Below are 21,868 nucleotides of genomic sequence, written 5' to 3' on the forward strand. Positions count from 1 at the left end.
GTGGAGGGGAGCGAGAAGACACCCTCCTGTCTAGGCGGTGACGCAGCGCATGGCACCCGGTACGCCACGATTCGACGCCGGGCGAAGTTGCCTGGACCTGCTGGCCACCGCGCACCCGGAGGAACGGATCGGCACGGCGGGGGAGTTGGCGGCCTGGGTCGTGGGAGCCGGGCTGGTTCCGCAGGGGACTCCGCTCGGGCACGTCGACGGGTGCTGGGTGGCGGGTTTCCTCGAACTCCGCTGGTACCTAGGACGGTTGGTGCGGTCCCCCCGTGCTCCCGGCGACTCCCTGGACCGGATCAACCGCGCCGCCGGCACCGCCGCGCCCCCGGCCGTCCGTGCCGTCACCCAGCAGACCGGGCTGCTCGTAAGGGAGTTGGCCGAGGCGCCCACGGCCGCCGCCCTCCTCTCCCTCCTCGCGCGCGACGCCATCGACCTCCTCACCGACCCCCTCGCGCGGGCGGCCGTGCGCGAATGCGCGGGGGAGGGGTGTCCGTTGCTGTATCTCGACACCTCGCGCGGGCGCCGCAGGCGATGGTGTTCCAGCGAGGGGTGCGGGAACCGGGAGCGGGTCGCCCGGCATCGGAGGCGGGTGGCGCTCGCCCGGTCCTGAACGTCCGGGTACGGGCCAAGTGCCGGAAACACACATCCACTTGAGGGTTGTGATCTCTGCTACACCGCGTTTGCCTGACCGTAAGTCAGGGCAGCCCGAGCCCGGTTGACTCCGTGTCGGAAATGTAAAGATCGAGCGGTGAGAATGTGCGCGCATGTCCCGCTCGTCACACCGCCCTTGAGAAAAACACCACCTCACCTTGAACAACCACGCCTCCCGCCCCGTACGAAGGGGCGAGCGACCGACGGGGGCAAGCCCCGGACACCGGAGGTGGGCGTGCGCAAGGATGCGGCCGTGGCCAATGAACGTGGATCGAGGGCCCGACATCGCATGTCCTCGCAGCCCTCACAGTCGTCGGAACCCGACGAGGAGTTGATGCGTGCCCTGTACCGGGAGCACGCCGGACCGCTCCTCGCCTATGTCCTCCGGCTGGTCGCCGGTGACCGGCAGCGCGCCGAGGACGTCGTACAGGAAACGCTCATCCGTGCCTGGAAGAACGCCGGTCAGCTCAATCGGGCGACCGGTTCGGTACGCCCCTGGCTGGTGACGGTCGCCCGGCGCATCGTCATCGACGGCCACCGCAGCCGGCAGGCCCGGCCGCAGGAGGTCGATCCGTCGCCGCTGGAGGTCATCCCCGCGGAGGACGAGATCGACAAGGCGCTGTGGCTGATGACGCTGACGGACGCGCTCGACGACCTGACCCCGGCCCACCGGGAGGTGCTCGTCGAGACCTACTTCAAGGGGCGTACCGTCAACGAGGCGGCCCAGACCCTCGGGATACCCAGCGGCACAGTCCGCTCACGGGTGTTCTACGCCCTGCGATCGATGAAGCTGGCGCTGGAGGAGCGGGGGGTGACGGCGTGATGAGCGTGTACGGGGGAATGCGAGGATTCGGCGCGGGGAGTACGGGTATGTCTGGCCCCATGCAGGGATCTCCGGTGCCGAACGAGCACGAGACCGTCGGCGCCTACGCCCTCGGGATTCTCGACGACACCGAGGCGACCGCGTTCGAGACGCACCTCGCGGGCTGCGAGTGGTGCGCCCAGCAACTGGACGAACTCGCGGGGATGGAGCCCATGCTGGCCGCCCTCGCGGACCTGCCGGGCACCGGCAGCACCCCGGTCATCGGGGAGTCGCTGTCCGCGCGGCCGACACCAAGGCTCGTCGAGAAGCTGGTCGACGAGGTCTCCGAGCGGCGCGCGAGCAAGCGGCGCCGCGGCTTCTACCTGGTCGCCGCCGCGGCCGCGCTGATCATCGGCGGCCCGGTGGCCGTGATGTCGGTGAGCGGTGGTGGCACGAGTCAGACGGCGACCCCGCTGGCCGCCTCCGCCAAGGACCACTTCGACCAGTTGCCCACCAAGGTCACCGGCACGGACGCCGGCACCGGCGTCTCCGCGACCGTCGCCCTGCAGGGCAAGGCGTGGGGCACCGACGCCGTGCTGCGGCTGGGCGGCGTCAAGGGCGAGCTGAAGTGCTCCCTGATCGCGGTCGGCAAGAACGGCGAGCGGCAGACGCTCGGCTCCTGGAGCGTGCCCAAGGACGGCTACGGCCTCCCGGACGCCAAGACCGAACAGGCCCGCAACCCGCTGTTCATCGGGGGCGGCACCGCTCTCCAGCCCGGCGAGATCGACCACTTCGACGTCATGACCCTGGACGGCAAGAAGCTCGTCCAAGTGGACGCCTAGTGGCTGTCTAGAATCACGCCCGCGTAGCTTTGCCGGGTCCTCTTCGCGTACGGTTGACGGCTGCCCAGCACGTCAGAAGGGGGCCCGGTGGCCGCTCAGGTTCAGCATTCCGCGGTCGGCTCGGTACACGGCGCAAGCGACTCCGTACGGGACCGAGAGATCAGCGTCGAACAGGAACACCTGGACCGGGTGTACCGGCGGCTCGAGGAGAAGATCCACGAGGCCGAGTTCCTGATGCACGACGCGGCCCAGCGCGGCCATGTCGGCACGCCGGGCGCGCTGGCCGAGCGGGACGCGCAGGTCTTCCGGGCCGGCATCCATCTCAACCGGCTGAACAACGAGTTCGAGGACTTCCTCTTCGGCCGGGTCGACCTGCTCCAGGGCAAGGACGGCAAGAAGGGCCCGGACGGCGCGTACACCGCCGTCGAACCCGCCGAGGGGGCCGTGCGCCCCGACAACACCGCCGACATCGCCGAGACCCTGCACATCGGGCGGATCGGCGTCCTGGACGAGGACTACTCGCCGCTGGTCATCGACTGGCGGGCGCCGGCCGCCGCGCCGTTCTACCGCTCCACCCCCGTCGACCCGGGCCGGGTCGTGCGGCGCCGGGTCATCCGCTCCAAGGGCCGCCGGGTCCTCGGGGTCGAGGACGACCTGATGCGCCCCGAGCTGAAGGCCACCCTGGACGGCGAGGAACTGCCCGTCATCGGCGACGGCGCGCTGATGGCCGCCCTCGGCCAGGCGCGCGGGCACACCATGCGGGACATCGTCTCCTCGATCCAGGCCGAGCAGGACCAGGTCATCCGCGCCCCCGCCGCCTCCGTCACCTACGTGGAGGGCGGCCCCGGCACCGGCAAGACCGCCGTCGCCCTGCACCGCGCGGCCTATCTGCTCTACCAGGACCGCAGACGCTACGCGGGCGGCATCCTGATCGTCTCGCCGACCCCGCTGCTGGTGGCCTACACCGAGGGCGTGCTGCCCTCCCTCGGCGAGGAGGGCCAGGTCGCGATCCGCGCGATCGGCTCCCTGGTCGACGGTGTCGAGGCCACGCTCCACGACTCCCCGGCCGTCGCCCGCGCCAAGGGCTCGTCCCGGATGCTGAAGGTGCTGCGCCGGGCCGCGCGCGGCGCCCTGGAACTCGGGGCCGAGGGCGCGGTCCTGCCCGACCGGCTCCGCGTCGTCGCCTTCGGCCGGCGGCTGGAACTGGAGGCCGGCGAGCTGGAGTCCGTCCGCCGCACCGCGCTCGGCGGCACCGCCCCCGTCAACCTGCTCCGCCCCCGCGCCCGCAAGCTGCTGCTGGACGCCCTGTGGGCCAAGTCCGGGGCCGCCTCCCGGCACTCCGACCCGGAACTGGCCGCCGAGCTGCGCGCCTCCTTCGACGAGGACGTGGCCGACGAGGACTCCTTCATCGCGTTCCTCGACGCCTGGTGGCCCGAACTGACCCCCAAGGGTGTCCTCGCCGCCATGGCCGACGAGAAGCGGCTCGGCCGCTGGGCCCGCCGGGTGCTCAACCCCGGCGAGGTCCGCAAGGTCGCCCGCGCGCTGAAGCGGGACGGCTTCTCCGTGCACGACATCGCCATGCTGGACGAACTCCAGGCGATCCTCGGCGCCCCCGCCCGCCCCCGCAAGAAGCGCGAACTCGACCCGCTGGACCAGCTCACCGGCCTGGAGGAGCTGATGCCGGTGCGCGAGGAGACCCAGCGCGAGCGCGCCGAGCGGCTCGCCCAGGAGCGCACCGAGTACGCGCACGTCATCGTGGACGAGGCGCAGGACCTCACCCCGATGCAGTGGCGCATGGTCGGCCGCCGGGGCCGGCACGCCACCTGGACGGTCGTCGGCGACCCCGCCCAGTCCTCCTGGTCCGACCCGGACGAGGCGGCCGAGGCCCGCGACGAGGCCCTGGGCTCCAGACCCCGGCGCCGCTTCGAGCTGACCGTCAACTACCGCAACCCCGCCGAGATCGCCGAGCTGGCCGCCAAGGTGCTCGCTCTCGCCATGCCCGGCTCCGAGTCCCCCCGCGCCGTCCGCTCCACCGGCGTCCAGCCGCGCTTCCAGGTCGCCGGGGACTCCCTGGCCGACACGGTCCGCGCGGAGGCCGAACGGCTGCTCTCCCTGGTCGACGGCACCGTCGGCGTCGTCGTCGCCATGAACCGGCGCGAGGAGGCCCGCCGCTGGCTCGCCGGGCTCGGCGACCGCGTGGTCGCCCTCGGCAGCCTGGAGGCCAAGGGCCTGGAGTACGACGCGACCGTGGTCGTCTCTCCGGCCGAGATCGCCGACGAGTCCCCGGCCGGCCTGCGCGTGCTGTACGTCGCCCTCACCCGCGCGACCCAGCAGCTCACCGTCGTCTCCGGCGACCGCGACGAGCCGGACGCGGCCCGCGTCCCGGACCTGCTGCGGGACTGAACGAGGCTGTTTTCCAGAACCCCGCGCACGGGGGAATGCCCCCCGGCGTCCGTTTGTTAGCCTTGACGTGGCACCGGCCCGATCCAAGCCCCCGGGCCCAACCTTCGTCGCTACGAGCGACCACTTGCCGCGAGGCGAGCATGGCGGGTCGGTGTCATGAATGTGAGCGAGAGGCCCACGTCCCTGTGACGTGGGCCTCTCGTCTTGGGCGACGGCCCGAGAACACAACGTCCGCAATCGGAGCCGACTACCACGTACTCGGCGGTAGGTGCGACGATCGGACGGCACAACACGCGACACGGTGAAAGCAGAGGAAGTCGGCCATGGCAACGGCGCCCAGCGTCTCCTACTCGATGACGGTCCGGTTGGAGGTGCCCGCGAGCGGAACGGCCGTATCGCAGCTCACCACCGCCGTCGAGTCCTCCGGAGGCTCGGTCACCGGCCTCGACGTCACCGCCTCCGGGCACGAGAAGCTCCGGATCGACGTCACCATCGCGGCCAGCTCCACCGCGCACGCCGACGAGATCGTCGAGGAACTGCGGGGCATCGACGGCGTCACGCTCGGCAAGGTCTCCGACCGTACGTTCCTCATGCACCTCGGCGGCAAGATCGAGATGCAGTCCAAGCACCCCATCCGCAACCGTGACGACCTCTCCATGGTCTACACGCCCGGTGTGGCCCGCGTCTGCATGGCCATCGCGGAGAACCCCGAGGACGCCCGGCGCCTGACCATCAAGCGCAACTCCGTTGCGGTCGTGACGGACGGTTCCGCCGTGCTCGGCCTCGGCAACATCGGCCCCAAGGCCGCGCTGCCGGTCATGGAGGGCAAGGCGGCCCTGTTCAAGCGGTTCGCCGGGATCGACGCCTGGCCGCTGTGCCTGGACACCCAGGACACCGACGCCATCGTGGAGATCGTCAAGGCCATCGCCCCCGGCTTCGCGGGCATCAACCTGGAGGACATCTCCGCGCCCCGCTGCTTCGAGATCGAGGCCCGGCTACGCGAGGCCCTGGACATCCCGGTCTTCCACGACGACCAGCACGGCACCGCCATCGTGGTGCTCGCCGCGCTGACCAACGCGCTGCGCGTCACCGGCCGCACGATGGAGTCCATCCGGGTCGTCATGTCCGGCGCCGGAGCGGCCGGTACGGCCATCCTGAAGCTGCTGCTGGCCGCGGGCGTCAAGAACGCCGTCGTCGCCGACATCCACGGCGTGGTGCACGCCGGCCGCGAGGACCTGGTGGACGCCCACGCCGACTCCCCGCTGCGCTGGATCGCGGACAACACCAACCCCGAGAACCTCACCGGCACCCTCAAGGAGGCCGTGCGCGGCGCCGACGTCTTCATCGGCGTCTCGGCCCCGAACGTCCTGGACGGCACCGACGTGGCCGCCATGGCGGCCGGCGCGATCGTCTTCGCACTGGCGAACCCCGACCCCGAGGTCGACCCCGCGGTGGCCCGGCAGACGGCCGCCGTGGTGGCCACCGGCCGCTCGGACTTCCCCAACCAGATCAACAACGTGCTGGTCTTCCCCGGCGTCTTCCGGGGCCTGCTGGACGCCCAGTCCCGCACCGTCAACACCGAGATGATGCTCGCCGCCGCGCAGGCCCTCGCCAACGTGGTGACCGAGGACGAGCTGAACCCGAACTACATCGTCCCCAGCGTCTTCAACGACAAGGTCGCGGGCGCGGTGGCCGGGGCCGTCCGGGAGGCCGCCAAGGCGGCCGGAGCGGCGTCCTAGCAGCGCTTGCCGTAGGGTCGGGGAGGTTGTGTGGACCGACGCGGCCTCCCCTACGGCGAGTCGTCGGTTCCCCGGTCGTGACGCCCTCTAGGGTGTCGGCGGGGCAGGCGCTTTTCGTGTGACTCCCTAGGGTGTTCTCATGACTCCTACGGGTGCCGGATTGGCTTTCCCGCCGCAGGTAGGGGCAGGATGCGTCTCTGGGCGCGAGCGCATCGGCATCGATCTCACCTCACGCCTCATTGGCAAGAAGAACACGGGAGTAAGAACATGAACCGCAGTGAGCTGGTGGCCGCGCTGGCCGACCGCGCCGAGGTGACCCGCAAGGACGCCGACGCCGTGCTGGCCGCGTTCGCCGAGGTCGTCGGCGACATCGTCTCCAAGGGCGACGAGAAGGTCACCATCCCCGGCTTCCTGACCTTCGAGCGCACCCACCGTGCCGCTCGTACCGCGCGCAACCCGCAGACCGGTGAGCCCATCAACATCCCGGCCGGCTACAGCGTGAAGGTCTCCGCGGGCTCGAAGCTCAAGGAAGCCGCCAAGGGCAAGTAACCCCCACAACGCAAAGTGGGCGGCTCCCCGTGAGGGGGCCGCCCATTCTGCGTACTCGGGACTTCTAGCCGAGCGCCTTGCCCGGGAGCTCGACCTTCGCGCCCAGTTCCACGAGCTTCTCCATGAAGTTCTCGTAGCCGCGGTTGATCAGGTCGATGCCGTGCACGCGCGAGGTGCCCTCGGCGGCCAGGGCCGCGATCAGGTACGAGAAACCGCCGCGCAGGTCGGGGATGACCAGGTCGGCGCCCTGGAGCTTGGTGGGGCCGGAGACGACCGCCGAGTGCAGGAAGTTCCGCGCGCCGAAGCGGCAGTGGGAGCCGCCCAGGCACTCGCGGTAGAGCTGGATGTGCGCGCCCATCTGGTTCAGCGCCGAGGTGAAGCCGAGCCGGGACTCGTAGACCGTCTCGTGGACGATGGACAGGCCCGTGGCCTGGGTGAGCGCCACCACCAGCGGCTGCTGCCAGTCGGTCTGGAAGCCGGGGTGCACGTCCGTCTCCAGCGCGATGGACTTGAGCTGGCCGCCGGGGTGCCAGAAGCGGATGCCCTCGTCGTCGATCTCGAAGGCGCCGCCGACCTTGCGGTAGGTGTTCAGGAACGTCATCATCGAGCGCTGCTGGGCGCCCCGGACGTAGATGTTTCCGCCGGTCGCCAGCGCCGCGGAAGCCCAGGAGGCGGCCTCCAGGCGGTCCGGGAGGGCGCGGTGGTTGTAGCCGCCGAGCGAGTCCACACCGGTGATGCGGATCGTCCGGTCGGTGTCCATGGCGATGATCGCGCCCATCTTCTGCAGTACGCAGATGAGGTCCTCGATCTCGGGCTCCACGGCCGCGTTGGACAGCTCGGTGACACCCTCGGCCAGCACGGCCGTCAGCAGCACCTGCTCGGTGGCGCCCACCGACGGGTACGGCAGGTCGATCTTCGTGCCGCGCAGCCGCTGCGGGGCCTCCAGGTACTGCCCGTCGGCCCGCTTCTCGATGGTCGCGCCGAACTGGCGCAGCACGTCGAAGTGGAAGTCGATCGGCCGGCCGCCGATGTCGCAGCCGCCGAGGCCGGGGATGAAGGCGTGACCCAGGCGGTGCAGCAGCGGACCGCAGAACAGGATCGGGATACGGCTGGAACCCGCGTGGGCGTCGATGTCGGCGACGTTCGCGCTCTCGACGTAGGTCGGGTCGAGGATCAGTTCGCCCGGCTCCTCGCCCGGCCGCACCGTCACGCCGTGCAACTGGAGCAGGCCGCGCACGACCCGCACGTCTCGGATGTCCGGGACGTTGCGCAGGCGGCTGGGCGCGCTGCCCAGAAGGGCGGCGACCATGGCCTTCGGCACGAGGTTCTTCGCACCGCGGACACGGATCTCGCCCTCCAGCGGGGTTCCGCCGTGGACAAGCAGGACATCGTCGTTGACGGTCATGAATCTCGCGTTCCGATGAGTCGGGCAGGGGTCGGCCGATCACTTTGCGCAGGGGCCGGAGAGACAGGGTAATCGCCGATCACCCTTCGCCCGTAAGCCCGAGTACCCGCCAGCCGTGTCACAACACGAACGGTTTCCCCGCGGGTACGTCGGGTCACCGGGCCGCCGCGCCTTCGGACGGACGTGCTGCCTGTTCATGCGCCTCCCGGCCCCCATGCCGGCCCAAGATGCGGGATCATGTCTGGCATGACCGAGGTGTCCTCGCTCACAGGGCGGCTGCTCGTGGCAACCCCCGCTCTGGCGGACCCGAACTTCGACCGCGCGGTGGTGCTCCTCCTCGACCACGACGAGGAGGGCTCCCTGGGCGTGGTCCTCAACCGCCCCACGCCGGTGGACGTGCGCGACGTACTGGCCGGCTGGGCTTCCCTGGCGGGCGAGCCCGGCGTGGTCTTCCAGGGCGGGCCCGTCTCGCTGGACTCCGCGCTCGGCATCGCCGTGATCCCCGGCGGCGGGGAGGGCGAGAGCGCGGCCCCGCTGGGCTGGCGGCGGGTGTACGGGGCGATCGGCCTGGTCGACCTGGAGACCCCGCCCGAGCTGGTCGCCTCGGCCCTCGGCGCGCTGCGCATCTTCGCCGGGTACGCGGGCTGGGGGCCGGGCCAGCTCCAGGACGAGCTGGACCAGGGCGCCTGGTACGTGGTCGAGTCCGAGCCCGGCGACATCTCCTCCCCGGCCCCCGAACGGCTGTGGCGCGAGGTGCTGAGACGGCAGCGCGGAGACCTCGCGATGGTGGCCACGTATCCGGACGACCCATCGCTCAACTGATGCGCGTGAGCTTCAGTACCCTTGGCGGTATGAGCACTCTTGAGCCCGAGCGCGGGACTGGTACGGGGACCCTCGTCGAGCCGACGCCGCAGGTGTCCCACGGCGATGGCGACCATGAGCGCTTCGCCCACTACGTCCAGAAGGACAAGATCATGGCGAGCGCCCTGGACGGCACCCCCGTCGTGGCGCTGTGCGGCAAGGTCTGGGTGCCGGGCCGCGACCCGAAGAAGTACCCCGTCTGCCCCATGTGCAAAGAGATCTACGAGTCCATGAGCAGCGGTGGCGACAAGGGCGGGGACAAGGACAAGAAGTAACGCGTCCTGTCCCGAGGATTGCCTCCGGCGCCCTTCCCGGTGTTTTTGGCGCGTGTTCCGCCGGGCGCCGGGGCAGCGTCCCCGTAATACGGATTCCGGGCTGTGCACCGAGGTATTACGGGGGCCGAAGTGACCGGTGAGATTCCCGATGTGATTCCGGCGCCGGTCGAGGCGCACGGCGGGCCGGGCGAGGGATTCACCCTGGGGCCCGGCACCGCTCTGGCCGCCTCGGGGCAGGGCGCCGAGAGCACCGCCCGCTGGCTGCGCGGCACCCTGGGCGCGGCCACCGGCTTCCCCCTGGCCCCGGCCGACGGCCCCGGCGCGGACACCGTACGGCTCACCGTCGACCCGCTCCTCGCCGGGGAACTCGGTCCCGAGGGCTACCGGCTGGACGTCACCCCCACCGGCGCCGACCTACGCGGCGGCGGTCCGGCCGGGCTGTTCTGGGGCGCCCAGACACTGCGGCAACTGCTCGGCCCCGACGCCTTCCGGCGCGCCCCGCTGCCCGGCCGCACCTGGTGCCTGCCGCCGGTGCGGATCAGTGACGCGCCCCGGTTCGGCTGGCGCGGCATGCTGCTCGACGTGGCCCGGCACTTCATGCCCAAGGAAGGCGTGCTGCGCTATCTCGATCTGCTGGCCGCGCACAAACTCAACGTCCTGCACCTGCACCTGACGGACGATCAGGGCTGGCGTATCGAGATCGAGCGCCACCCGCGGCTCACCGAGCTCGGCTCCTGGCGTGCGCGGACCAAATTCGGCCACCGCTCGTCCCCGCTCTGGGAGGCGAAACCGCACGGCGGCCACTACACCCAGGACGACATCCGGGAGATCGTCTCCTACGCCGCCGAACGCCATATCACCGTCGTCCCGGAAATCGATCTCCCCGGCCACTCCCAGGCCGCCATCGCCGCCTACCCGGAACTCGGCAACACCGACGCCGTCGACACGGCCGCCCTCACCGTCCGGGACGACTGGGGGATCTCCCCGTACGTGCTCGCCCCCACCGAGGCCGTCCTCAGGTTCTACGAGGGCGTGCTCGAGGAGGTGCTGGCGCTGTTCCCGTCGCCCTTCGTGCACCTCGGCGGCGACGAGTGCCCGCCCGACCAGTGGCGGAAGTCGGCCACCGCGCGGGCCCGCGCCGCCGAACTCGGGCTCGCCGACGTGGACGGGCTGCGCTCCTGGTTCGCCGGCCACTTCGGCGCCTGGCTGGCCGCGCGCGGCCGCCGGATGCTCGGCTGGGACGAGATCCTCGACGGCCCCCTCCCGCCCGGCGCGGCCGTCTCCTCCTGGCGCGGGCACCGGGGCGGCCGGATCGCCGCGCGGGCCGGGCACGACGTGGTCATGTGCCCCGAGCAGCACGTCTATCTGGACCACCGGCAGGCGCCCGGTGCGGACGAACCCGTGCCCATCGGCTACGTCCGCACCCTGGCCGACGTCTACCGGTTCGAGCCCGTACCGGACGGTCTCACCGCCGACGAGGCCCGCCATGTGCTGGGCGCCCAGGCCAATGTGTGGACCGAGGTGACCGAGGACGCCGGACGCGTCGACTACCAGGTCTTCCCCCGGCTCGCCGCGTTCGCCGAGGTCGCCTGGAGCCCGTTGCCCGCGCCCGGGGAGCGGGACCTCGCGGACTTCGAGCGCCGGATGGGCACCCACTACCGGCGACTTGACGCCCTCGGCGTCGCCTACCGCCCGCCCGGCGGCCCCCACCCCTGGCAGCGGCGCCCCGGAGTACCCGGACGGCCCTTCGCCGGACCGCCCGTCGAGCCGGGCCTCAGGGCCCCTGTGTCCTCGAACGCCCGCCCGAGCGCGTAACGGGAGAACCGCCCGAGCGTCACCGAAGAGGGTCATTCGGACCCACCCGAAGATGCTGGTGTAAACGGGACCATCCGCCCGATGGAGTGGGTCAACACCCCTTGGCCGACCCGCGCGTCCGAGCCTTGCGAAGATGTGCCAGAGTTGCCACGTCCGCCCTGTCAGCACGTACCGTACGGCAGCACAGGCGCGACCAGGTGGGGCAGCGGGAAGGGGCAGCCGGTTTGACCACGCACGCACCGCAGGCGGCACAGGCCGTCACGCTGCCCACGACGCTGGACGAGGCGGTGGCGGCCCTGACCGCCATGCCCGCCGCGGTCCCCGTCGCCGGCGGCACCGACCTCATGGCCGCCGTCAACTCCGGGCAGCTCAGGCCCGCCGCGCTGGTCGGCCTCGGCCGGATCAGCGAGATCCGCGGCTGGCAGTACCAGGACGGCCACGCGCTGCTCGGCGCCGGCCTCACCCACGCCCGCATGGGCCGCCCCGACTTCGCCGCGCTGATCCCGGCGCTCGCCGCCGCCGCGCGCGCCGCCGGACCGCCGCACATCCGCAACGCGGGCACCCTCGGCGGCAACATCGCCTCCGCCGCGCCCACCGGCGACGCGCTGCCGGTGCTGGCCGCGCTGGAGGCGACGCTGATCGTCGCCGGACCGGACGGCGCCCGGCGCGAGGTACCCGTCTCGCACCTGCTGGCCGGGGTCGAGATGCTCCGCGGCGGCGAACTCATCGGCTACGTCCGGGTTCCGCTGCTGCACGCCCCCCAGGTCTTCCTCAAGGCCACCGGACGCACCGGGCCCGGCCGCTCGGTCGCCTCCGTCGCCCTCGTCCTCGACCCCGCCCGGCGTGGAGTGCGGTGCGCGGTCGGCGCCATAGCGCCGATGCCGCTGCGCCCGCTGGACGCCGAGCAGTGGGTCGCGCAGCTCATCGACTGGGACAACGACCGCGCCCTCGTCCCCGAAGCCCTCCAGGCGTTCGGCGAGTACGTCGCCGCGGCCTGCATCCCCGACCCGGTGCCGGAGCCGGACGGCACGGTCGTCCCGCTGCCGCCCGCGGTACTGCACCTGCGGCGCACCGTCGCCGCGCTGGCACGACGAGCATTGGGGAGGGCGCTGTCGTGACCGACGACCAGCGCGGACACGAGGACGACACGTCCCAGGGCGGCGGCCGCTGGAACCCGCTGCCCCAGGGCGAGTACGACGACGGCGCGACCGCCTTCGTCCAGCTCCCCGAGGGCGGCATCGACGCCCTGCTGGCCGGTGACAGCCCGCTGGCCGCGCCGGGCCACGGCTATGTGCCGCCCCGGATAACGACCCCGCCCGAGGGCGAGGGCGAGAACGGCTGGGGTGCGCCCCAGGACCAGTGGCCCGCCCAGGACACCGTCCCGGCCCAGCAGCCGCACGGCGACGACCGGTTCACCTACCAGCCCGAGGCGCAGGGGCACTGGGTTCCCGAGGAGACCGCCGCCGCGCCCGGCCACGACGTCACCGGGCAGTGGTCCGTGCCGGTCGCCGGGGGCGACCTGCCCGACGAGTCCGGCGAGTTCACCACCTCCGCGCTGGCGGAGCAGTGGGGCGCCGCCCCGCCCGTCCTCCCCGGCGGCGCGGCCGCGCCCTGGGTCACGGACACCATCGGCGGGGCGTGGGGGCCGCAGGAGTCCGCGGCGCCCGAGGAGGAGGCCGCTCCCGTCGCGGAGGCCGAGGAGCAGTCCGCCGAACCGGATGCGCCCGCCGAGGCCGCCGAGAGCCCCGTAGAGACCCCTGAGGGTGCCTCTGACGGCCCGTCGGACGAGGATGCGACCGGGGAGCCCGAGGTGGCTCCCGAGGCCGTGGAGGAGCCCCTCGCGGCCGACGAGACGACCGAGGCCGCCGACGACCAGGGCGAGGCACCGCCGCCGCCCCAGGACGAACACCCCCTCGCCTCCTACGTGCTGCGCGTCAACGGCGCCGACCGCCCCGTCACCGACGCCTGGATCGGCGAGTCCCTGCTCTACGTGCTGCGCGAACGCCTCGGCCTCGCGGGCGCCAAGGACGGCTGCTCGCAGGGCGAGTGCGGGGCGTGCAACGTCCAGGTCGACGGACGGCTCGTGGCCTCCTGCCTGGTCCCGGCGGTCACCGCCGCGGGCAGCGAGGTCCGTACCGTCGAGGGCCTGGCGAGCGGCGGCCAGCCCTCCGACGTCCAGCGGGCGCTCGCCCGGTGCGGCGCCGTGCAGTGCGGCTTCTGCGTACCCGGCATCGCCATGACCCTGCACGACCTGCTGGAGGGCAACCCCGCCCCCACCGAGCTGGAGACCCGCCAGGCGCTCTGCGGCAACCTCTGCCGCTGCTCCGGCTACCGGGGCGTGCTCGACGCCGTACGCGACGTCGTCGCCGAGCGCGAGGCCGGCATCGGCGCCGACGTCGACCCGGACGACGGCACCGCCCGCATCCCGCACCAGGCGGGCCCCGGCTCCGGCGGCGTGCACCCCTCGGCGTTCGAAGCACCCGGTGCCTTCGGCGCGTTCGGCGCCCCGCACGACCCGCAGGACCACCCGCACGACCCGCACCACGGCCAGGACGGAGGCCAGGCGTGAGCGACGAAGCCGCCACCGCGACCACGGCGGCGGAAGCCCCCGCGGCCGAGCCGCTGCCGCACGGCCTGGGCGCCTCCCTGCCCCACGCCGACGCCCGGGCCAAGACCGAGGGCACCTTCCCGTACGCGGCCGACCTGTGGGCCGAGGGCCTGCTGTGGGCCGCCGTGCTGCGCTCCCCGCACGCGCACGCGCGCATCGTCTCCATCGACACCACGCACGCGCGCGCCATGCCCGGCGTCCGTGCCGTCGTCACCCACGAGGACGTGCCCGGCACCTCCCGGCACGGCCGGGGCACCCCCGACCGGCCGGTGTTCGCCTCCGAGGTGGTCCGCCACCACGGCGAGCCCATCGCCGCCGTCGCCGCCGACCACCCCGACACCGCGCGGATGGCCGCCGCCGCCGTCATCGTCGAGTACGAACCCCTCGACCCGGTCACCGACCCCGAACGCGCCTTCGAGGCCGAGCCGCTGCACCCGGACGGCAACCTGATCCGGCACATCCCGCTGCGCCACGGCGACCCCGACGCGGCCGGTGAGATCGTCGTGGAGGGCCTGTACCGCATCGGACGCCAGGACCCCGCGCCCATCGGCGCCGAGGCCGGGCTCGCCGTGCCGCGCCCGGACGGCGGGGTGGAGCTGTACCTCGCCTCCACCGACCCGCACAGTGACCGCAACACCGCCGCCGCCTGCTTCGGGCTGCCCGCCGACCGCGTCAAGATCGTCGTCACCGGCGTGCCCGGCGCCACCGCCGACCGCGAGGACCAGGGCTTCCAACTGCCGCTCGGCCTGCTCGCGCTCAGGACCGGCTGCCCGGTGAAGCTCACCGCGAGCCGCGAGGAGTCCTTCCTCGGGCACGCCCACCGCCACCCCACCCTGCTGCGCTACCGCCACCACGCGGACGGCGAGGGCAGACTCGTCAAGGTCGAGGCGCAGATCCTGCTGGACGCGGGCGCCTACGCCGACACCTCCGCCGACGCCCTGGCCGCCGCGGTCTCCTTCGCGTGCGGCCCCTACGTCGTCCCGAACGCCTTCATCGAGGGCTGGGCCGTACGCACCAACAACCCGCCCTCCGGCCATGTGCGCGGTGAGGGCGCGATGCAGGTGTGCGCCGCCTACGAGGCGCAGATGGACAAGCTGGCCAAGAAGGTGGGCCTGGACCCGGCCGAGGTGCGCCTGCGCAACGTCCTGGCCACCGGCGACGTGCTGCCCATCGGCCAGACCGTGACCTGCCCGGCGCCGGTGGCCGAACTCCTCACAGCGGTAAGGGACTTCCCGCTGCCGGCGCTGCCGAAGGACGGCCCGGAGGAGGACTGGCTGCTGCCGGGCGGCCCCGAGGGCGCGGGCGAGCCGGGCGCGGTGCGCCGGGGCGTCGGCTACGGCCTCGGCATGGTGCACATGCTCGGCGCCGAGGGCACCGACGAGGTCTCCACGGCGACGGTACGCGTCCACGACGGCGTCGCCACCGTGCTCTGCGCGGCCGTGGAGTCCGGGCAGGGCTTCACCACGCTGGCCCGGCAGATCGTGCAGGAGACGCTCGGCATCGACGAGGTGCACGTGGCGCCGGTCGACACCGACCAGCCCCCGGCCGGCCCCGGCTGCCGGGGCCGCCACACCTGGGTGTCCGGCGGGGCGGTGGAGCGGGCGGCCAAGATGGTCCGCACCCAGCTCCTCCAGCCGCTGGCGCACAAGTTCGGCATGTCCACCGAGCTGCTCCAGATCACCGACGGCAAGATCACCTCGTACGACGGGGTGCTCTCCACCACCGTCACCGAGGCGTTGGAGGGCAAGGAGCTGTGGGCCACCGCCCAGTGCCGCCCCCACCCCACCGAGCCGCTGGACGGCGCCGGCCAGGGTGACGCCTTCGTCGGCCTCGCCTTCTGCGCGATCCGCGCGGTCGTCGACGTCGACGTGGAGCTGGGCTCGGTACGGGTGGTGGAGCTGGCGGTCGCTCAGGACGTGGGCCGGGTGCTCAACCCCGCGCAGTTGGCGGCGCGGATCGAGGGCGGGGTCACGCAGGGCGTGGGCATCGCGCTCACCGAGAACCTCCGTACGCCGCGCGGGCTGATCCGCCATCCCGACCTCACCGGGTACGCGCTGCCGACCGCGCTGGACGCGCCGGACATCAAGATCGTGAAGCTGGTCGAGGAGCGGGACGTGGTGGCGCCGTTCGGCGCGAAGCCGGTGAGCGCGGTGCCGGTGGTGACGTCGCCCGCGGCGATCGCGTCGGCGGTGCGGGCGGCCACGGGGCGTCCGGTGAACCGGCTGCCGATCCGGCCGCAGGCCGCGGTGGTCAACGCGCGGTGAGCTGCTGTTCGTTCGGCTGAGGTCGCTTTTTGTACGGCTGAAGCCGCCCGTTCGGCTGAACTCGCTTCCGTGAGGCAACGCGGACGCGCCCCGGTGCGTCTTCCGGCTCGGGGCGTTGTCAGTGGTGCGGTCTAGGGTTCTTGGAGTCGGGGGAGGGCCGCCGCGCGTGGAGCCCGCCGTACCGAGTCCGATCGCGGGGGAGCGAGCCATGAGCATGACCGATGCCGGGGTCACGGCGATCACGTTGACCGAGGCCGAGCTGGACCGCTGGGTCACGCACGCGCCGACCCGCGGGCTGCTCGCCGGTCCCGGACTGCCCCCCAACACCGGCCCGCTGACCTTCGCCCCGCTGCGCGCCCACGGGCTGCGCAGGCTCGCCGACGCCACCGACGGCCCGTGCCGGCTCGCGGACGAGCTGCGGGACCGGCTGGTCATCGGGGAACTGCTCAACCCGGCCGGGATGGAGCGCGAGTCGATACTGCTCGACGGCGCGACCGGGGAGATCACCACCGCGTACCTCGTCGACCCGTCGTGCACGCGGCCCTTCGCGCCCTCGCTCACCACCATGCTCCGGTTCGCCGCCGTCACCGAGGAGCTGGCGGGTCTGCGCGGCCGGTTCGCCTCCCTCGCGGGCCAGTACGGGCCGGGTGTCGCCGGTGAGGCGTCCCGCCGGCTGCTGGCGCTGTTCGAGACGGGGACGGACGGCGCGGTCCCGGCGTACTGGAAGGCGGCGGCGCTGATCCGCCCGCTGTCCCTGGTCCCGGCGCCGGGGTCGGCCGGGCTGGCGCTGGAGATGCCGGGGCGGCTGCTGGACCAGGAGTTCGGGCACGGGCGCGTGGCCCGCTTCGAGGAGACCGACTTCCCGCCCACGCTCACCCACGAACCGACGCGGCGCTTCCTGCGGGAGACGGGGCTGCCGGAGGAGGTGGTCGACACCGAGCTGCTGCTGCCGACCCTCACCGAGTACTACGCCGAGGAGTACGAGGCCGACCACCTGATCCGGCTGGGCTCCCTGACCCCGGACACCACCCTCGTCCTCGACGGCCGCACCGGCGCGATCCTCACCTACTCCGACACCACCCTCCACCCCCTCAACACCGACGTCTCGACCCTCGCCTTCACCCTCTGGCTCCTCCACCACGAACGCACCATCGACGCCCACCTGTCCCACGAGCTGACGACGCTCGCCTACGACCAGTTGGCAGCGGCGATGCTCGACACACTGGCCGCGCTGGACCCGACGGGGGTGTCGGCCGGGGGATCTTGGCACTACTGGACGGAGCTGCTGCGGGGGGAGACGGGCGGGGTGCTCTGAGGGGCGCGTCCCGTCTCCTCCAGGCGGTGCCGCCCGTGCGCGGCAGGTGCGATCGGACTTGAGCGAGGCCAGGAATCAGGCTCCGGTGATGGTCCGTCCCGGCATCGGCTCCGCGAGCGCGGCCCGCCGGGCGGGCGCGCCGAACGGGTCGGCGAAGTACTGCGTCTCGTGCACCACGTGCTGGTCGGCGAATTCCATGATGCTCACCGAGTGCGACGGCACACCGTCGTAGGTGATGAGGCATTCGCTCACCCACAGATTCGCGTGGCCGGTGATCCGCTGGACGGTGAAGTGCCGGTCGGCCGGGTGCCCGCCGCGTTGCGCCGAGATCGCTGCTCGGCCCCGGAACCGCTCACCTGACTGCGGGTAGTCCAGGATCGCGTCCGTGGCGTAGATGGCGTGCTCGGCTTCGGTGTCCCCGCGTTCCGAGGCCCGCCAATGTTCCTCGATCGCGGCCCTGGTCCGGGAGTCAGCGTCCATGGCACCGCCCTTCCGCAGCGGTGCCAGCCTAGGCACCGCGGGCCGCAGCCAGCTCGTGGCCCGGCGGACCCGGGCTGCCGCGTCATCCCTTTGGCCGGACCGGAGGCCCCGGTCGTCTGCGAAGAAGAAGGACGGCGCCTCTCGGGGAGGCGCCGCCCCTGTTGGGCCGGTCAGAGGCCGTGGCGGGAATCGAACCCGCGTAACTCGCTTTGCAGGCGAGTCCCTGAGCCACTCGGGCACACGGCCGTGCGTCGTGGAATGAACGTAGGGCGGGGTGGGGGAGGGGGGCAAGGGTGGGCGAGGGGGTGCAATGTGACTGCCATGTGGTGTTCACAGGGGGTGGGGGCCTACGGCGAAGGTCGTACGGACGGTGGGGCTTCGGACAGGGGTCAACCTCGGCTACGGGCCTTACGCTGGCCCCTATGGCCGCCCTTGATTCTTCCGACAGTGTTGTCGCCGGTACAGGTCGTCACGGGGACGAGGGCGGGGTGTTGGGGCGGGCGCATCGGGCGCTCAGTGTGGGGATCGTTTCCGTTGTGCTGCTGATCGCCTTCGAGGCGACTGCCATCGGGACCGTGATGCCGGTCGCGGCGCGGGAGCTGCACGGGGTCTCGCTCTACGCCTTCGCGTTCTCCGGGTACTTCACCACCAGCCTCACCGGCATGGTGCTCGCGGGTCAGTGGGCGGACCGGCGGGGGCCGCTCGCGGCGCTGGCCACCGGCATCGGGGCGTTCGCGGCCGGGCTCGTGGTGTCCGGGACAGCGCAGGTGATGTGGGTCTTCATCCTGGGGCGGGCGGTGCAGGGGTTCGGCGGCGGTCTGGTGATCGTCGCCGTGTACGTGGTCGTCGGCCGGGCCTACGCCGAGCGGCTGCGGCCCGCGATCATGGCGAGCTTCGCCGCCGCGTGGGTCGTGCCGTCCATCGTCGGCCCCCTCGCCTCCGGTGCCGTCGCGGAACACCTCGGCTGGCGCTGGGTCTTCCTCGGCATTCCCCTCCTCGTACTGCTTCCGCTGGGCCTGGCCCTCCCGCAGATCCGGCGCCGGGCGGGCGGACCCGTGGACCGCGACGCCGGTACCCCCGCCTTCGACCGGCGCCGCATCCGGCTGGCGCTCGCCGTCTCGCTGGGCGCCGGGCTCGTGCAGTACGCGGCCCAGGATCTACGGCCCCTCTCGCTGGTGCCCGGCATCCTCGGTGCCGCCCTGCTGGTGCCCGCCGTGCTGCGGCTGCTGCCGAAGGGGACGTACCGGGCGGTGCGCGGGCTGCCCTCCGTGGTGCTGCTGCGCGGGCTGTCGGCGGGGTCGTTCATCGCGGCGGAGTCCTTCGTACCGCTGATGCTCGTCACCCAGCGGGGGCTGTCGCCGACGCTCGCCGGGTTCTCGCTGGCCGCGGGCGGGCTGACCTGGGCGGCGGCGTCGTGGGTGCAGTCGCGGGACCGGATGGAGCCGTACCGGGAGCGGCTGATGACCTTCGGGATGGTGCTGGTGGCCGCCGCCATCGCCACCGCGCCCGCGGTGCTCGTACCCGCCGTGCCGGTGTGGACCGTCGCCGTCGCGTGGGGGTTCGGCTGCTTCGGGATGGGCCTGGTGATCTCCTCCACCAGCGTCCTGCTGCTCAAGCTCTCCGCCCCCTCCGAGGCCGGCGCCAACTCCGCCGCCCTCCAGATCTCCGACGCCCTCTCCAACGTCGTCCTCCTCGCCGCAGCGGGCGCGGCCTTCGCCACCCTGGGCTCCGCAGGTGCCACCGCCTTCGCCGCGGTCTTCCTCCCCATGGCGGCGGTGGCGCTGGTGGGGGCGTGGGTGACGACGCGACTGCGGACGCCGAGCTGAGTGCAGGCCCCCGCGAGGCCCCCACTCGCGCCCACTGTGACCTCAGTCCCACCCGCCCCACCCCCCGCGCCGTCCGAGCACGGCGGAGCCGATGGCGCCGGTAGGGTGGCCCGGTTGTCATACGTAGCCGAGTTGCCCTACGCCCCCACCCCCGGAGACCGTGACTACCACCGCCGCTTCCGCCTCGAACCATCTGTCCCCCGCCTTTCCCGGCCGGGCCCCCTGGGGCACCGCCAGCAAGCTGCGTGCCTGGCAGCAGGGGGCGATGGACAAGTACATCCAGGAGCAGCCGCGTGACTTCCTCGCCGTCGCCACCCCCGGCGCCGGCAAGACGACCTTCGCGCTGACGCTGGCCTCCTGGCTGCTGCACCACCACGTCGTGCAGCAGGTGACCGTCGTCGCGCCGACCGAGCACCTGAAGAAGCAGTGGGCGGAGGCCGCCGCGCGGATAGGGATCAAGCTCGACCCGGAGTACAGCGCGGGCCCGGTCGGCAAGGACTACCACGGCGTCGCGGTCACCTACGCCGGTGTCGGCGTACGCCCGATGCTGCACCGCAACCGCTCCGAGCAGCGCAAGACGCTGGTGATCCTGGACGAGATCCACCACGCCGGTGACTCCAAGTCCTGGGGCGAGGCGTGCCTGGAGGCGTTCGAGCCCGCGACCCGGCGCCTCGCGCTGACCGGTACGCCGTTCCGCTCGGACACCAACCCGATCCCCTTCGTCACGTACGAGGAGGGCAACGACGGCATCCGGCGCTCCGCCGCCGACTACACCTACGGCTACGGCAACGCGCTCGCCGACCACGTCGTCCGCCCCGTGATCTTCCTCAGCTACAGCGGCCAGATGCGCTGGCGCACCAAGGCGGGCGACGAGATCGCCGCCCGCCTCGGCGAGCCGATGACCAAGGACGCGGTCAGCCAGGCGTGGCGCACCGCGCTCGACCCGCGCGGCGAGTGGATGCCGAGCGTGCTGCGCGCCGCCGACCAGCGGCTCACCGAGGTCCGCAAGGCCATCCCGGACGCCGGCGCGCTCGTCATCGCCTCCGACCAGGACTCCGCCCGCGCCTACGCCAAGCTCATCCGCGAGCTGACCGGCACCAAGGCCACCCTCGTCCTCTCCGACGACGCGGGCGCCTCCAAGCGCATCGACGACTTCAGCGCGAGCAACGACCGCTGGATGGTCGCGGTCCGCATGGTGTCCGAAGGCGTCGACGTGCCCCGGCTCGCCGTCGGCGTGTACGCCACCACCATCTCCACCCCGCTGTTCTTCGCCCAGGCCGTCGGCCGTTTCGTACGGTCCCGGCGGCGCGGCGAGACCGCGTCCGTGTTCCTGCCGACCGTCCCCGACCTGCTGACCTTCGCCAACGAGATGGAGAAGGAGCGGGACCACGCCCTCGACAAGCCGAAGAAGGCGGGCGAGGAGGACCCGTACGCCGAGTCCGAGAAGGAGATGGACGAGGCGAACAAGCAGCAGGACGAGGACACCGGCGAGCAGGAGCAGTTCTCCTTCGAGGCGCTGGAGTCCGAGGCCGTCTTCGACCGCGTCCTCTACGACGGCGCCGAGTTCGGCATGCAGGCCCACCCCGGCAGCGAGGAGGAGCAGGACTACCTCGGCATCCCCGGGCTGCTGGAGCCCGAGCAGGTGCAGTTGCTGCTCCAGAAGCGGCAGGCCCGGCAGATCGCGCACAGCAAGAAGCGGCCGGACACCGAGGCCGACCTGCTGGAGCTGCCCGCCGAGCGGCGGCCGGTGGTCAGCCACAAGGAGATGATGGAGCTGCGCAAGCAGCTCAACACCATGGTCAGCGCCTACGTCCACCAGAGCGGCAAGCCGCACGGGGTGATCCACACCGAGCTGCGCCGGGTCTGCGGCGGCCCGGCGAGCGCCGAGGCGACCGCCGGACAGCTCAAGCAGCGCATCGCCAAGATGGGGGAGTGGGCGACCCGGATGCGCTGAAGCGTGCGCCCGGGGCGCGTATGCGGACGAACACTGGCAGGCCGGAACGGGCCCTGACCGGATTCTGGACCGAGTC

The 21,868-nt window shown here is 72.6% G+C and carries 17 protein-coding genes and 1 tRNA gene; 15 read left to right on the plus strand and 3 right to left on the minus strand.

Annotated features, from left to right (window positions below; genetic code table 11):
* The first annotated feature begins 49 nt into the window (after positions 1–49).
* From OG448_RS19025 to OG448_RS19050, 6 genes are all read left to right on the plus strand, one after another.
* Positions 50–613, plus strand: coding sequence for a CGNR zinc finger domain-containing protein (locus OG448_RS19025; RefSeq protein WP_405555338.1), 564 nt, complete (start codon positions 50–52; stop codon positions 611–613).
* A 270-nt stretch (positions 614–883) separates the two neighbouring features.
* Entirely contained in the window at positions 884–1,477 is a 594-nt protein-coding gene (locus OG448_RS19030) for a sigma-70 family RNA polymerase sigma factor (RefSeq protein ID WP_030810966.1), read from the plus strand.
* Positions 1,477–2,298 (plus strand): anti-sigma factor family protein, encoded by an 822-nt coding sequence (locus OG448_RS19035; RefSeq protein ID WP_381145084.1) that lies wholly within the window; start codon positions 1,477–1,479, stop codon positions 2,296–2,298. The genes OG448_RS19030 and OG448_RS19035 overlap by 1 nt, the downstream gene beginning before the upstream one ends.
* Positions 2,299–2,385: 87 nt before the next feature.
* Positions 2,386–4,701: a HelD family protein gene (locus OG448_RS19040; protein ID WP_405555340.1), complete on the plus strand. Its 2,316-nt coding sequence runs from the start codon at positions 2,386–2,388 to the stop codon at positions 4,699–4,701.
* Between the two features lie 323 nt (positions 4,702–5,024).
* The gene (locus OG448_RS19045) at positions 5,025–6,440 is read left to right on the plus strand and encodes an NAD-dependent malic enzyme (RefSeq protein ID WP_405555342.1); all 1,416 of its coding nucleotides are present in this window, start codon (positions 5,025–5,027) and stop codon (positions 6,438–6,440) included.
* 267 nt (positions 6,441–6,707) lie between these two features.
* A complete protein-coding gene (locus OG448_RS19050; RefSeq protein ID WP_067001509.1) occupies positions 6,708–6,989 on the plus strand; it encodes an HU family DNA-binding protein in 282 nt (93 codons plus the stop codon).
* A 64-nt stretch (positions 6,990–7,053) separates the two neighbouring features.
* Here the strand turns inward: OG448_RS19050 and murA are convergent, their stop codons facing one another.
* The gene (gene murA, locus OG448_RS19055; RefSeq protein ID WP_405555344.1) at positions 7,054–8,394 is read right to left on the minus strand and encodes a UDP-N-acetylglucosamine 1-carboxyvinyltransferase; all 1,341 of its coding nucleotides are present in this window, start codon (positions 8,392–8,394) and stop codon (positions 7,054–7,056) included.
* Between the two features lie 246 nt (positions 8,395–8,640).
* Between murA and OG448_RS19060 the strand changes: the two genes are divergently transcribed.
* The 7 genes from OG448_RS19060 (at position 8,641) to OG448_RS19090 (ending at position 17,532) form a co-directional block, all read left to right on the plus strand.
* Entirely contained in the window at positions 8,641–9,216 is a 576-nt protein-coding gene (locus OG448_RS19060) for a YqgE/AlgH family protein (protein WP_405555346.1), read from the plus strand.
* Between the two features lie 29 nt (positions 9,217–9,245).
* Positions 9,246–9,530, plus strand: a complete 285-nt coding sequence (locus OG448_RS19065) for a DUF3039 domain-containing protein (RefSeq protein WP_030810948.1) — start codon at positions 9,246–9,248, stop codon at positions 9,528–9,530.
* Between the two features lie 129 nt (positions 9,531–9,659).
* Positions 9,660–11,345 carry a beta-N-acetylhexosaminidase gene (locus OG448_RS19070; protein ID WP_405555348.1) on the plus strand — a complete coding sequence of 562 codons (1,686 nt, stop codon included), beginning with the start codon at positions 9,660–9,662 and terminating at the stop codon, positions 11,343–11,345.
* 224 nt (positions 11,346–11,569) lie between these two features.
* Positions 11,570–12,463 (plus strand): xanthine dehydrogenase family protein subunit M, encoded by an 894-nt coding sequence (locus OG448_RS19075; RefSeq protein ID WP_031182629.1) that lies wholly within the window; start codon positions 11,570–11,572, stop codon positions 12,461–12,463.
* On the plus strand, positions 12,460–13,914 hold the full coding sequence (locus OG448_RS19080) for a 2Fe-2S iron-sulfur cluster-binding protein (protein WP_405555350.1): 1,455 nt from the start codon (positions 12,460–12,462) through the stop codon (positions 13,912–13,914). Before OG448_RS19075 ends, OG448_RS19080 begins: the two co-directional genes overlap by 4 nt.
* Entirely contained in the window at positions 13,911–16,217 is a 2,307-nt protein-coding gene (locus OG448_RS19085; RefSeq protein WP_405555352.1) for a xanthine dehydrogenase family protein molybdopterin-binding subunit, read from the plus strand. The genes OG448_RS19080 and OG448_RS19085 overlap by 4 nt, the downstream gene beginning before the upstream one ends.
* 208 nt (positions 16,218–16,425) lie before the next feature.
* On the plus strand, positions 16,426–17,532 hold the full coding sequence (locus OG448_RS19090) for an SUKH-4 family immunity protein (RefSeq protein WP_405555354.1): 1,107 nt from the start codon (positions 16,426–16,428) through the stop codon (positions 17,530–17,532).
* A 75-nt stretch (positions 17,533–17,607) separates the two neighbouring features.
* On the opposite strand, the gene OG448_RS19095 is transcribed toward OG448_RS19090, so the two are convergent.
* On the minus strand, positions 17,608–18,012 hold the full coding sequence (locus tag OG448_RS19095; RefSeq protein WP_405555356.1) for a nuclear transport factor 2 family protein: 405 nt from the start codon (positions 18,010–18,012) through the stop codon (positions 17,608–17,610).
* 174 nt (positions 18,013–18,186) lie between these two features.
* Positions 18,187–18,258: transfer RNA gene (locus OG448_RS19100), tRNA-Cys, on the minus strand.
* A 176-nt stretch (positions 18,259–18,434) separates the two neighbouring features.
* Here OG448_RS19100 and OG448_RS19105 point away from each other — a divergent pair.
* Complete coding sequence (locus tag OG448_RS19105) at positions 18,435–19,838, plus strand: MFS transporter (protein WP_405555357.1); 1,404 nt, start codon at positions 18,435–18,437, stop codon at positions 19,836–19,838.
* 160 nt (positions 19,839–19,998) lie between these two features.
* Complete coding sequence (locus OG448_RS19110; protein ID WP_391292180.1) at positions 19,999–21,792, plus strand: DEAD/DEAH box helicase family protein; 1,794 nt, start codon at positions 19,999–20,001, stop codon at positions 21,790–21,792.
* The last annotated feature ends 76 nt before the right edge of the window (positions 21,793–21,868 follow it).

The organism is Streptomyces sp. NBC_01171, assembly GCF_045039805.1.
In the GTDB taxonomy this organism is placed as follows: Bacteria; Actinomycetota; Actinomycetes; order Streptomycetales; family Streptomycetaceae; genus Streptomyces.

What these genes read in the sequence shown, in the direction of transcription:
- OG448_RS19025 (WP_405555338.1), top strand. Translation starts at nt 50, where the DNA reads ATGGCACCCGGTACGCCACGATTCGACGCCGGGCGAAGTTGCCTGGAC.
- OG448_RS19035 (WP_381145084.1), top strand. Translation starts at nt 1,477, where the DNA reads ATGAGCGTGTACGGGGGAATGCGAGGATTCGGCGCGGGGAGTACGGGT.
- OG448_RS19045 (WP_405555342.1), top strand. Translation starts at nt 5,025, where the DNA reads ATGGCAACGGCGCCCAGCGTCTCCTACTCGATGACGGTCCGGTTGGAG.
- OG448_RS19050 (WP_067001509.1), top strand. Translation starts at nt 6,708, where the DNA reads ATGAACCGCAGTGAGCTGGTGGCCGCGCTGGCCGACCGCGCCGAGGTG.
- murA (WP_405555344.1), bottom strand. Translation starts at nt 8,394, where the DNA reads ATGACCGTCAACGACGATGTCCTGCTTGTCCACGGCGGAACCCCGCTG.
- OG448_RS19060 (WP_405555346.1), top strand. Translation starts at nt 8,641, where the DNA reads ATGACCGAGGTGTCCTCGCTCACAGGGCGGCTGCTCGTGGCAACCCCC.
- OG448_RS19065 (WP_030810948.1), top strand. Translation starts at nt 9,246, where the DNA reads ATGAGCACTCTTGAGCCCGAGCGCGGGACTGGTACGGGGACCCTCGTC.
- OG448_RS19090 (WP_405555354.1), top strand. Translation starts at nt 16,426, where the DNA reads ATGAGCATGACCGATGCCGGGGTCACGGCGATCACGTTGACCGAGGCC.
- OG448_RS19095 (WP_405555356.1), bottom strand. Translation starts at nt 18,012, where the DNA reads ATGGACGCTGACTCCCGGACCAGGGCCGCGATCGAGGAACATTGGCGG.
- OG448_RS19105 (WP_405555357.1), top strand. Translation starts at nt 18,435, where the DNA reads ATGGCCGCCCTTGATTCTTCCGACAGTGTTGTCGCCGGTACAGGTCGT.